Source organism: Formosa agariphila KMM 3901 (genome assembly GCF_000723205.1).
In the GTDB taxonomy this organism is placed as follows: Bacteria; Bacteroidota; Bacteroidia; order Flavobacteriales; family Flavobacteriaceae; genus Formosa; species Formosa agariphila.
On sequence record NZ_HG315671.1, the window covers coordinates 2214255 to 2227575 of the forward strand.

Annotated in this window: 7 protein-coding genes; 3 read left to right on the forward strand and 4 right to left on the reverse strand. The window is 32.9% G+C overall.

The window, feature by feature from the left end; genetic code table 11:
* Nucleotides 1-332 precede the first annotated feature (332 nt).
* From BN863_RS09600 to BN863_RS09610, 3 genes are read right to left on the reverse strand one after another with little or no spacing between them, the layout of a single operon-like run.
* Complete coding sequence (locus BN863_RS09600; protein ID WP_038533429.1) at nt 333-2144, reverse strand: arylsulfatase; 1812 nt, start codon at nt 2142-2144, stop codon at nt 333-335.
* A gap of 8 nt (nt 2145-2152) precedes the next feature.
* Nucleotides 2153-3277, reverse strand: a complete 1125-nt coding sequence (locus tag BN863_RS09605; protein ID WP_038529954.1) for a putative glycoside hydrolase family 15 protein — start codon at nt 3275-3277, stop codon at nt 2153-2155.
* A 17-nt stretch (nt 3278-3294) separates the two neighbouring features.
* Nucleotides 3295-5091: an alpha-L-fucosidase gene (locus BN863_RS09610; protein WP_038529957.1), complete on the reverse strand. Its 1797-nt coding sequence runs from the start codon at nt 5089-5091 to the stop codon at nt 3295-3297.
* Nucleotides 5092-5458: 367 nt separating this feature from the next.
* Between BN863_RS09610 and BN863_RS09615 the strand changes: the two genes are divergently transcribed.
* The 3 genes from BN863_RS09615 (at nt 5459) to BN863_RS09625 (ending at nt 8902) form a co-directional block, all read left to right on the forward strand.
* Entirely contained in the window at nt 5459-6607 is a 1149-nt protein-coding gene (locus BN863_RS09615) for a family 16 glycoside hydrolase (protein WP_148304602.1), read from the forward strand.
* Nucleotides 6608-6618: 11 nt separating this feature from the next.
* Nucleotides 6619-7353: a ThuA domain-containing protein gene (locus BN863_RS09620; RefSeq protein WP_084817512.1), complete on the forward strand. Its 735-nt coding sequence runs from the start codon at nt 6619-6621 to the stop codon at nt 7351-7353.
* 64 nt (nt 7354-7417) lie between these two features.
* Entirely contained in the window at nt 7418-8902 is a 1485-nt protein-coding gene (locus BN863_RS09625) for a vanadium-dependent haloperoxidase (RefSeq protein ID WP_038529965.1), read from the forward strand.
* 240 nt (nt 8903-9142) lie between these two features.
* On the opposite strand, the gene BN863_RS09630 is transcribed toward BN863_RS09625, so the two are convergent.
* The gene (locus tag BN863_RS09630; protein ID WP_038529968.1) at nt 9143-13291 is read right to left on the reverse strand and encodes a hybrid sensor histidine kinase/response regulator transcription factor; all 4149 of its coding nucleotides are present in this window, start codon (nt 13289-13291) and stop codon (nt 9143-9145) included.
* Between the last annotated feature and the right edge of the window lie 30 nt (nt 13292-13321).

The following is a 13321-nucleotide window of genomic DNA, read 5'->3' on the forward strand; positions in this document are numbered from 1 at the left end:
ACTGATTAATGCATTACAAATTTAAATGACAAAACTTAGAATTAAAGGCTCAAATCAACCATGTTATTGTTCTAATCTTGTATAATACACCATATGTATTAGAATCTATTTGTAAACATCGTTTGAAAATAACCTATTTTAAATTATAATGATTAGGATGAAACAAAGCTAGAGAATTGGTTTCCAAGTCCACACCTAACTTATTTCAATTCACCAATACACTCCCCCTAATTTTCAATAAATCTGGAGTTCAAGCCGCTATGAATTGGAATAAAAAATGAGTCATTGATCAAGATCAACGACTCATTTAATTCAACTTAAAAACCAATCAATTATTCTCTTGTAATTCTTAAATAAAAAGCCCCCCAATCTACATTATCAGTATTTGTAAACCAAGCTTTCAAATTCGTTTTGCCTTTAGTAAAGTTTCCAGTAAAAGCTATAGATTCTGCATCCTGAAGTACATCTTTTTCTTGTTTCCATCCTCCAATTTCTACACCACCAGATTTAAAATTCATCACTTTACCATCACTAATGGGATCGGTAGAAATTGTTGCAGGTCTTCCTACAATGGATTCATTTATTGCTAATCCAGATTCAAAAGGCCAACGGCTAATTTCAATCTTATACTTTCCGTCTTGTTCAAAATCTATGGTATACTCACCTCCAATTGGATTCTTTAAGGCTTCTCTTATAAAATTTTGATTCCACGGAATGGTAGAATCATGTACGTGTCCATCATGACAAGTAATTTCGATTGGATTTTGATTATCAGAACCAACAACTATAACAGGAAATTGATTAAATTCTGATGACACAGAACTCCACCATTCTTCATAATAACCTCGCATTTTTTTAACTTGTTCCGGATTTTGACTTGACAAGTCATTTGTTTGTCCCGGATCTATAGCGATATCGTATAATTCCTCGCCATTTACCAATCTCATTTTATTAGACATTACAGCGCTTTTTCTCCATTTAATTGGTGCTTGTACACGTTGTGAATCGGTTATTAAATAATCTCTATTTAAAGTGGCATCTTCATCCAACAGTAAAGTAGAAATATCAGAACCATCAATGCTTAATTCTGGCATTTCAATATCACATAAGGTGGCTAATGTTGGTAACACATCTAAATGGGCTGTTAGGGTTTCGACATCTTTACCGCCGCTAATATTTCCATCAGGATAGGATATAAAGAATGGTACACGATGTCCGCCCTCATATTCACTATTTTTTATCCCCTTCATCCCAGCATTAAATCCATACATTTTTCCATCGACATCCATATAACCTGAGGCTGTACCATTATCTGTCATAAATATCAAGATGGTATTATCTTTAATTTTTAAATCTTTTAAAGTCTTCTGAAGTTTAGCAAAATTATCATCTACATTAGTAATCATCCCATAAAAAATCTTTTGAAATTCTGGAATATCAGCGTCTTTATATTGGTTATAATAAGATTCAGGAACGTTAAATGGTAAGTGAGGTGCATTTAAAGAAATATAACAAAAGAATGGGGCGTCCTTACTTTTTTCAATAAATTTAATGGCCTCATCAAACCAAATATCAGTACAATACCCTTCAAACGTTTTAGGAATTCCATTTTCAAAATAAGTATCATCAAAATAATCATTCCCCCAATAATCAGGTGTTTGTCCAACACCTCCACCACCGTGGATTAAAGTATACTTAAACCCTTTATCTTGTGGTCTCGCAGGATATGTATCTCCTAAATGCCATTTACCAAACATAGCTGTATCGTAACCATTATCCTGGAAGATCTGTGCCATGGTTATTTCATTTTCTCTAAGAATTGAAACACCTCCAATGGTATGCCACACACCTACTCTATTCGCATACCTTCCTGTCATTAAACCTGAACGTGAAGGTGCACATGTAGGCGCGACATGGAAGTCTGTTAACCGAATCGACTCCTCATAAAAAGCATCAATATTTGGCGTTTTCACAATTGGATTCCCAGTACTCCCCAAATCACCATAACCCTGATCATCGGTGATCACTATGATAACATTTGGTTTTGATTTCCCTTCTATTTTAGTTTCCTTTTTTAGTTGTGAAAAACTAGTTGTTATGACTCCCAACCAAACTACAAATACTATAATAATCCTTTTGTTCATTTTGTATTTTATTTCCAATTAATTTTAGCTTCATTTGTTTCTAAGTTTATCCAAATTGAAGCGTGTTCATATATTCTTGTTAATTCATATCCATTTACAACCATATCATTTATGGGTTTGCCCAATGGTTTGTCAAATTCAGGATACCATTCTAAGCACCCCATTTCCATTTTGTATCCCCAATTATAAATAAAATAAGAATGTTCCTGAGCCCCAACTAAAAATGCTGCCAACGGAAACGTAATATTGTCTTCTGAAATTTTAATTTTTTCTGAATACGGTTTAACCATAAAATCCTTATCAATCCAAGCAAAACCTGGCCAAGCCTTAAAAACTACAATCTTACCAGATTTACCCGCTTTTTCCATTTCTTGTATATCTGTTAGCATACTTTCTTTTGAATCACTAGCAAAATGCCCGAAATGCTCAATCATTACAACATCGGTATAATCGGGGAAAACATTTCCTACATTTCTCTTTGGAGTTGATCGAATCCCGTTATAAACTATTAATTTATTATCGCCCAATTTTTCGCGAGTTTCCTTTATTAAATCGTTTAAACCTTGCTGTACCGAATCATATTTTTCTTGTCCCCATAAATTAATATTGTTTGGATCTGAAATTTGAATAAATGCATCCATAAATATACCATCTGTACTGCCATCGACAATTTCGTTTTTAGCCACATTTGTCCACCAATTCCTGACTTCTACATTAGACAAATCATAACGTTGTAATCCCTTACTTTTAAAATCCAATTCACCATCTTGCTTACGCAGCCACCAATTCGGGTTTTCTTGATAGACTTCATGCGCCTTGTACATACCGTAATCTAAAAATGCATTCCAGTAGAAAATAACTTTCATATCTGGATTTATCTCTTTTAAGTGCTTTGCTTCCTTTTCAATAGTGGTTTCTGTATATTTATAACTTGGAAGCCCATGACCTTTTTCTAAAACAATGAAATTTGATTTTGATGTTACAAATTTTGCTTCTTCTTTAGTCATTAAACTATCACTTTTCCCAAAATGAAAAGCAATAGGTACTGTTTCCCAACTAAATTTTGGATAATAGTCTTCTTGAGAATACGCTGAAATACTAAAGATAAAAAGAAAAAAGAAAATATTTTTCAAAATGATTTTTATTAAATTTAATGTATAGGTTTTAATGCTAAAGATTTTAAACTAGACGTTTCTTTATCCCCTTCTACTAGCGACACTGTAATAGTATGTTTACCAGGTGTTTTAAATTCTAAAATCCCCATATTATAGAATATATATTTTTCAGTCGCTGCTTGCTGATTTTGAACCATAACACCTTCGTCTGTTACCGTTTTCCATACCAATCTTCCTTCTCCACTATAACATAATTCTAAATAATAATACCCCGGATTTTGTACATTAACCTCCCAAGTTACGGTACCATTAGCTTCCCAATTACTAACTTGGTTTACATGTTTCCATTCCCCAAATTTTTCCATCCATTTAATTGATTTTTCTTCGGCATTACGTACTTCCGAAAACTCACTTAATAACACAGTATCTGAATTTGGATAAACACCTATAGGAGAGTTAACAACGACATCTTCTGCTTTGTTTTTTAACTTGACTTCTATTACGGAAATTAATGCTTCTGGCGCTTCATAAGGCGTATTAAATACAAGCCAATCTTTTTCTTTTGTATAGGTTATTGGAACGGATGTATTACCTTTTAATAACACTACAGATTCTATTTCGTTTTCTAATCCTGGCAAATACAATTTACCATCAGTTGGCCAATCAAAAACAGAGAGAAATAATGACTTATCTTTAGTCGTAACATCTCCCCATGGCAATTTGTGCCCCCAAGGTGAAGGTCCTGCTGCATATACGACTTGAGGATATTTCTTTAACCAAGTGCCAGACTCCTCTAAAAATTCGATTCCAATTTCTGGAATTGCCCCTTTACTATCCGGACCTACATTAAACAAATACGTCCCTCCTCTACCTACAGTTTCTATTAACCTACTAAGAATCATTTTTGGACTTTTAAAATTGTTGTCATACCAAGCATAAGACCAAGAATCATTATTTGTATCTGCAGTTTCCCATAAACCCGGAATATTTTGTGTAGGCACTTCCATATCTCCTTTACTAGCATAATCTCCCATACCGTACCCCACACGACTACACATCATAGCATTTGGCTGTAACTCACGAACCATATCGGCTAACTCAACAACGTACTCTTTTGGCATATCTCCAGGCGTATCAAACCACACGAAATCTATTTCCCCATAATTGGAACAAATTTCTTTTACTTGTGGTTTACATTTATTATAAAAATAGTCTTTAAAAGATGTTTCATTTCCATTCTCATCCACGCTAGGTCCATTTCCACCTCCTGGCGCGGTCCAATCTTGATTATGAGAATAATAAAACCCAAATCCTAAACCTAATTCATGGCAAGCATCGGCTAATTCATTCATCGGGTCACGAGCAAATGGTGTGGCATCTACAATATCAAAATCGCTAACTTTAGAATCAAACATGGCGAAACCTTCATGATGCTTACTTGTAATTATAATGTATTTCATTCCTGCATCTTTAGCTAGTTTTGCTATTTTTTTAGCATCAAAATCTACAGGGTTGAAATTTTTGGCTGTTTCCATATATTCCTTTGGAGGGATATTTGCTACCCTAGGATTCATAATCCATTCGCCAATGCCGTAATACGTTTTATCTTCCCAAATACCTCCTAAGTTTGAAAACAATCCCCAATGAATAAACATGCCATAATTTCCTTCATCGAATAATTTACCCTTTCCTTCTTTTAAAGCATCTGTTTTAACTTGATCATCTCCCCACATTTCATCCATTTCTTTTTCTCCTTTAATTTGAGAATACAACGTGCCATTTAATATGATACCTGTTAAAAAAAGAAGTAAAAACTTAGTTACATTTTTCATAATTACAATTTCTATTTGATTTGTTTAAAATCAACATTCATTCTATTTAATAATCTTTATTCCGAATACATTTGTAATACCTAGAATAGTTTTGCTAAGTAATTAAATCCTTACTTAATTGACTAGCTCTTATCTTGCAGGGTTTTGCTTATTTCAATCAATCTACTTTATTTTCATCAAAACACAATTTTTAAAAGCCAACGCCTCACCAAAACCAAACACTACGTTTACAACTAATTACATTAATTAATCTTAAAACACCTTGAAAAAAAGGGGTGAATTAAGCAAACAATTGATCGACGAAAGAACAATAAACACTTACAAATGGTATAGCTTTAAATGGTATAATTTATCTAAACAAATACTAATGAAGTCTCCCTTTTTACAGCTCTTTTCACTCATATTATTAGGACAAATAAATAGTATTGCTCAAAATTTGGTTCAAAACAATAGTTTTGAAAACGGAAATTCTCATTGGCAATCAGAGGGTGCTAATATGGAACGTCACCATCAATCCATTTTAAAAGTAAAACCACCGCAAGGCGTTTATTATGCAGAATTAGCTAGTGATAACGGTTATAAATTGTTCCAAACACTACATACCGAAATCAATAAAATGTATGAGGTTTCATTTTACACACAAGCACGACCAAACGTTGAAGCTAGAGAAAGTCATTTTATTTTCAGTGTTAATAACACATTAAATACTAAAATAAAGCCTTCGTTAGGGATTTGGGAAAAGTATACCTACGTTGTTAAAGCAAATAGTGATACAATGACTATTGCTTTTGAAGACACCTACTATGGCGCAAAAGGTATTGGAGCTATGGTGGATTGGGTTTCTGTAGTTCCGAGATACAACGACGGGTTTATCTCCATTTTTGACGAAATAACTTTAGAGGGGTGGAACGTTTATAATACCAAAGCAGACACCGATAAAAACTATTGGACTGTTGAAAATGGCACCATTACCTGTAATACTATAGGCGATAAAAATCACGACGCGGTGTGGTTATTTTACGAGGAAAATCTAGATGATTTTGAACTTAAAATTAAATTCCAAATCTATAAAAGTAGTCCAGGAAATAGTGGCCTGCAACTAAGAAGTGCTTACAACCCAGAAACAGGAAATATTAACGGCCCCCAAATAGACATACACCCACCCGGTCCATTCCGAACAGGTTTGTTATATGACGAATCCGATGATTATAACCGATGGCTTTATCCTAATAGGCCCGATCATAAACTAACACCTGAAGACGCGAACAATACATCTACATCTTTTTATGCCGATGAATCTCCCGCATGGAATGAATTACATATTATTTGTAATGGTACGCATATAAAATCCATTCTTAATGGTACAGTTGTTACAGATTTTGATGGTTCTGGCATTTTAGACGATATCATCCATAAAGCGCAAGGTGTTGGTATGTCTGGTAAAATTGCACTACAGGTGCATGGCCAAAATGAAATACTTATCAGATTTAAAGATATTCAACTTAAAAAACTATAAACTAAACCCATATGAAAACCAAACCATTTATCACCTTCACATTTCTACTATTAACCTGGGCAACAATGCATTCCCAAAACAAATTTTACGATTATCATGATAGAAACCCTGAGGGTAAAGTCCATATTCTTTATATGGCAGGTGGTAGCTGGCACGATCATTTAGCTGTTGCAAGTATTCTTAGAAAATTTTTAGAAGTACGTCATGACTATTACATTACATATTCAGAAGACTTTCGTATTTTCACTAGACCTTTAGACCAATATGATATTATTATTATGAATGGTATGCCCACTGAAATGGAAGCCGACGAATTTGAAGGTTTTTCTAATGCGGTTAAAGAAGGTATGCCTGTTTTAGGTTTACACTCTGCAACAGCCGCTTTAAAAAAAGATGATGCACATAAATCGAATTACACAGACTTGATTGGTGCAGATTTTGGAAAGCATCCCCCTATTTATACCATTCCTGTATCCATAGTCAATCAAGACCATCCTATTGTTAAAAACATTGGTGATTTTGAAATTTACGATGAAATGTATTTCTATAAAGAGAAACGAGAAGACTCTACTGTGCTTATTGAGGCAGAACATGAAGGTGTTATAACACCTATTGCATGGATAAGGTCTTACGGGAAAGGAACAGTATTTTACACATCATTGGGTCATGGTGTCGGTGCGGCCACTAATAAATACTTTCAACAATTGGTTTTAAATGCACTTATTTACCTTACTGAAAATGAATAAAATAAAATATAAATAAACAGCACTAACATAGTTACTAACCAACCATTAAAAAAGTATTACTAATATGAAACAAACAATTTTAGTTATTTTAACCATCTCAATCTTTTTTGGGTGTAAGCAAAATAATAACAAAACCAAGCCAGTAACTTCTATTGAAATAACAGAAGAGCCTAAAGGTGTTGAAAACATAGCTTTCAAGTGGGGTAAAATGGCTTTAAATGCACAAGCAAACGACACCGAAAGATTTTCTCCAAGACCTACTGTAACATCGCGTTACTTAGGATTAATATTTGTTTCAATCTTTGATGCATGGTCTCGATTCGACGATAAAGCAATACCTGTATATCTAAAAGATATAGACAGAAGGCCTATAAATGAGCAAACCTTAAGTAATAAGGAGATTGCCATTAGTTATGCCGCTTTTGGAGCTATGAATGAATATTACTATTCCGATAAAGCCATGTTTGCTGAATTTATGATAGAGCTAGGATTAGATCCTACTAATACTTCTTTAGACCCAAACACGCCTGAAGGTATTGGTAACTTAGCGGCCAAAGCCGTAATTGAAGCGAGAAAAGGAGATGGTGCCAATCAATATGGTGAAGAAGAGGGGTCTAATGGAACCCCATATTTTGATTATATAGGGTATTCTCCTGTTAACTCGCCTGATGAAAACATAGATCCTGATCGTTGGCAACCAAAGTATTTTTCTGACGGTAAAGGCGGAAAATATGCGCCAGGTTGTTTGACGCCTTTTTGGGATAAAGTTAAACCTATCGCCTTAAAATCTGCCGATCAATTTCGTCCAGGGCCTCCTCCAAAAATAGGTTCGGAACAAATGGAAAAAGAGGTTCAAGAAGTTATTGACTTACAAACCAATTTAACCGACTACCAAAAAGCATTGGTAGAATTTATGCGTGATGGTCCAAAATCTGTGCAACAAGCAGGGCATTGGTTAAAGTTTGCACAAGATATTTCTAAAAGAGATGATCACACACTGGACCAAGATGTAAAAATGTATTTCTACAATCAGATCGTAGCCATGGATGCATTTATTGCAAATTGGGATTCTAAAATGTACTACGATTCGGCAAGACCTTATGCCTTAGTACACGAATATTACGATGGAAAAATAATAAAGGCTTGGGCAGGAGAAGGAAAAGGCATGAAAGACATGGACGGTTCGGAATGGCAACCCTATTCACCATCCATATTTTTATGTCCTCCATTTCCAAGCTATACATCAGGTCATAGTACCATTAGTGGTGGTTGTGCAGAAGCTTTAAAAATTTGGACAGGTAGTGAAGTTTTTGGTTCGGAAGCGGTAATGGTTGCAGGGGCATTAACGGAGCCAAATCATTTGGGAGATACAATTACTTTAAAATTCCCAACATTTACAGAGACTTCTGAAATGGCAGGAATCTCAAGAGTTTTAGGAGGATACCACATACAGTCAGATAATATAGCTGGCTTAGAATTAGGTAGAAATATAGCAAGGGAAAACTGGAAATTTTATAAGGAACATATAGGGGAAAGTAATCAAATATAGCCCCTATAAAAGTTATGACACTAGACAAAACATCACACGTTATTAATTTAGCAAAATTAATAAATAAACCCTAAGTTAAAATCTTAGGGTTTATTTATTATAAAACAATTCGTAAAGATTTATATCTTTTTAAACCCATGCTCTAACGGTGGTAAACAGCACTAAAAGATTACAGTCAAAACCGTTTTTCTGATCGAATAAAATAAATATTGTTTACACTTTTACTTAGAGTAAAACAACTTAGGTGTTTTTTTTCAAGTATTCTGATGGCGATACGCCATGAAGTTTTTTAAAGGATGTTGAAAAATACGAATTAGATTCTATGCCTATTTGATACATGACTTCGGCAACATTATAACCTTCATTACTTTTTAAAAGTTCTGCTGCGTGTTGCAATCTATAATTTCTTAAAAACGCATTAGGAACCTGCCCGGTAAGTTGCTTTAATCGTCTGTAAAAATGTGAGGTACTTAATCCAATTTCTTTAGACAACTCCTCTACTCCAAAAGATGAATCGGATAAATTTTTCTCAATCACTTTATTCAGGTTTTCAATAAACTCTTGATCTTTTGTACATAACTCCAATTTTTTGTCACTTTTAGGTAACGTACTGTTCTTAGAGAAATATTGTTTTATTTGAATACTGTTTTTAATTAATTTATTTACACGTAATTCTAAGTGTTTTATAGAGAAGGGTTTACTCAAATATTCATCGGCACCATATTCCAATCCTTTAATAATTTCTTCATTAGAACCTAAAGCCGTTAATAACAAAACAGGTAAATGACAGGTGTCGGAACTAGATTTTAGTTTCTCACATAGTTCGTAACCATCCATTCCAGGCATCATAACATCACTAATAATTAAATCCGGTGCTTTTATTTTAATTTTATCTAGTGCTTCTATCCCATTATTAGCGATACTAACATTATATTTTATTGAGAATTCATTGTATAGGAAGTTTTGAACATCTGCTTCATCTTCCACAATTAAAATACTAAATTCCTTCTGTTCACCAATACGATCTGTTTTTATATCATTTTCAATAATAGTATTAGATAATGGCACCCAATTTTTAATAAATGAACTGTTAGAATTTTTTATTATTTCTGAACTGTAATCATCTATATTTTTAGAAGGTATTCTAACTGAGAAACGCGTTTCTTTTCCTGGATTGCTTTTTGCGAAAATATTACCACCTAGTATATGAACTAAAGATTTACAGAATGATAATCCTATTCCGCCACCACTAATAACATCCTTATTTCCTAATTGATAAAACCTTTCAAATATATTTTCCATATCCTCAGGAGGGATTCCTTTTCCTGTATCTACAACATCTACGCTAATTATGTTCTCTCCAGAACTAACAAGTATTTCGGCTTCAATACTTATATTACCTTGTGAAGGTGTGTTTTTAAATGAATTTGAAAGTAAATTAAAAATAATACGTTCAAATTTTTCAACATCTATTATAATTTCTTCATTGGGATCGTTAACCTTATAAAAGAAGTTTATATTTTTTTCTAAAGCATAATTTTCAAAAGCTTCGGTAGTTGGATAAATAAATTCTCCTAAAGTAGTTTTTACAAGGTTTAATTTAATGTGCCCTTGTTCTGCCTGACGGAACGTAATTAATTGATCTACTAAACTGAGTAATCGCTTTGTGTTTTTTTCAATAATGCTTAAATACTTAGAATTTTTAGAATCAGAATTATTTGCAATAATACTTTCTAAAGGCCCGGCTATTAAGGTTAATGGCGTTCTAAATTCATGCGATAAATTTGTGAAATACCTAAATTTCCCTTGATTAATAGTTTCCATGCGTTCTTTATCCATTTTCTCATACTTAAGACCTTGTTTTAGTCTTTCATGTTGTAAAAAATAAATCATGACCCCTGATACGATACCTAAAACCAAAATTGCAAATAGAGAGTAACTAAGCCATGTTTGATACCAAGGTGGCAGGATTTTAACCTTTAACTCTTTAACCTTTTCACTCCACATACCATCTCCATTGGCTCCCCTGATTTTAAAAACATAATTCCCTGCAGAAAGATTGGTATATGTTACTGTTGTTTTTCCTGCTTGTACTACTGTCCAATCGTCTTTAAAGCCTTCTAACTTATACTCTAATTTATTTTTTGATGGTGAAGTTGTATGTTTAACAGATAAATTAAAAGAGATAATTCTTTCGTCTTGACTTATTTCAATATGTTCAGTTTCTGAAATAGATTTTTCTAATAAAACTTTACCATTAATTTTTTCCCCAATATTTATCCGCTTATTGTTAAGTAGTAAAGCAGATATCAGAATTTCTGGTGTTTGCGAATTTTCCTTTATATCCTGTGGTTTAAATGCTGTTAAACCATTAAGTCCACCAAAATAAAAATATCCAGATTTCCCTTTAAACGAAGCGTTTTGTCTAAAATTATTATGGTTTAAGCCATCTCTAACATCATAAACATGTATTTTATTGGTATCCATATTAAACTTCACCAAACCCATATCTGTGCTTAACCACAAGTTGGAATTGTCATCTTGTAAAATCCCATATATAGCATCATCAGGTAGGATATCATTTTTTCTATAATATTCCATTTTAAGAGGCTCTCCTTCATCATTTAAGGTCATTTTATTTAATCCTCCTCCAAAAGTGCCAATCCAAAGGTTATTTTCCTCATAATGAAGTGAAAATACATTGTTATAACTTAGACTAATTTCATCTAATTTGTCATCGTTATATTCATTTTTAATTTCAATTTGATTATTATTAAGTACCCCTTGTAGTAATCCTTTTGTGGTACCAAACCATATATTGAAATTATCATCGACCAAAACAGTTTGAGCTCTTTCGTGTCCCAAATTTAACGCTGAAGATACTACAATATGTGGTGTTTTTTCCGCTTTAATGTCTTCCCACGGATCTGTTAGTACTAAAATTAACTCGCCAACTAAAACAATGTTATTGTCATCAATTTGAATAATATCCCTAACAGAAGTACTGGTTAATGGTTCGTCTTGATCCATTAATACCACTTTTTTAAATTGGTCTTCCTTTGGATTGTAAATCGTTAAGGATTGATCTGATCCAAACCACAAATAGCCATGTCTATCTTCATAAATACATCTAATAACATCATCAGCACCTATATTAATCCGATCTTGTAAATCTTCAAACTTCAGCTTGGTAATATTCCCTTCATTTACACGATTTACACTTCTAAACAAAGGATCATTAAATCCGGACAACCAAAGACGTCCGTTGGTGTCTTCAACAATATCCATTATTAAATTATCTGATAATGAATTTGTATTAAAAGGGTTGTTTGAATAAGATATGAAAGGTTTTTGTGTAAGATCAAGTTTATTAATACCACCTTGGGCGGTTCCTATCCATAACACATTAAAATCGTCTTGATACAAGGCATTAATCATTTTACTACTTAACCCTAATTCGTCTTTAGTATTGTATGCAAAATGTTCTATTATATTTTTATCCTGATCGTATTTAAACAATCCATTATTTGTAGTCGCAATCCATATAACACCAGAATGGTCTTCAATAATGTTATTAACTTGTAATTTTGAGTAGCTTAATTTATTATTATCAAATGAACTAAAATCATTTAAAATATGTGCCACACCGCCATCAATAGAAACCTTATAGAGACCTTCAAAAGTACCAATCAAAAAATTGTTTTCTGTTTTTAAAATGGTAGAAACATGTTTCCCCTCAAAATTCTCAAAACTTGTAATGGAATCTATTTCAATACAGTCATCTTGACTTTTCAGTTCAATTTTCTTTAAACCTCTAGACGTTCCAACAATTAAGGTGTGTTTACCAATAAAACTAATGGCATTAATTTCTAAATCTTCTATTTGAGATTTTAATATGTTTTTTGAAACATTAAAAATGCCTTTTTCTATATCTAATATTTCACATGTATATAGATGATTATTTCCTAGAATCCAAACCCGTCCATTTGGTCCAATTTGTATTTCATTTACAATTAATTTATTTGGTAAAGGAACGGTGTAAAATTTTTCTAACCAAGGCACATAAATATTCAGACCGACATTACTCCCTATCCATAAAACACCCTGATCATCGTTTTTTAATGACAAAATGTAATTACTAGAAATATTACCTTCACTCTTAGATTGCGTGGTATAGGCTTTAAACTCGTACCCATCATATCTAATTAATCCATTTGGAGTACCATACCATAAATACCCATATTGGTCTTGTTCTATAACATTTATGGTATTTTGATTAAATCCTTCTTTATTAGAAATCCGTTCAAAATTTTGAGCATTAGCAGTATTAAATAAAACGGTTCCTATTAGAAACACAAAAAATATAACTATTTTAAAACTAAACTTCATAAACACCTGTATGCTAAATGGTCTGTATAA

Bases quoted from the DNA above. Each gene is read 5' to 3' on its own strand.
- BN863_RS09600 (WP_038533429.1), bottom strand. From the start codon at position 2,144: ATGAACAAAAGGATTATTATAGTATTTGTAGTTTGGTTGGGAGTCATA.
- BN863_RS09610 (WP_038529957.1), bottom strand. From the start codon at position 5,091: ATGAAAAATGTAACTAAGTTTTTACTTCTTTTTTTAACAGGTATCATA.
- BN863_RS09615 (WP_148304602.1), top strand. From the start codon at position 5,459: ATGAAGTCTCCCTTTTTACAGCTCTTTTCACTCATATTATTAGGACAA.
- BN863_RS09620 (WP_084817512.1), top strand. From the start codon at position 6,619: ATGAAAACCAAACCATTTATCACCTTCACATTTCTACTATTAACCTGG.
- BN863_RS09625 (WP_038529965.1), top strand. From the start codon at position 7,418: ATGAAACAAACAATTTTAGTTATTTTAACCATCTCAATCTTTTTTGGG.
- BN863_RS09630 (WP_038529968.1), bottom strand. From the start codon at position 13,291: ATGAAGTTTAGTTTTAAAATAGTTATATTTTTTGTGTTTCTAATAGGA.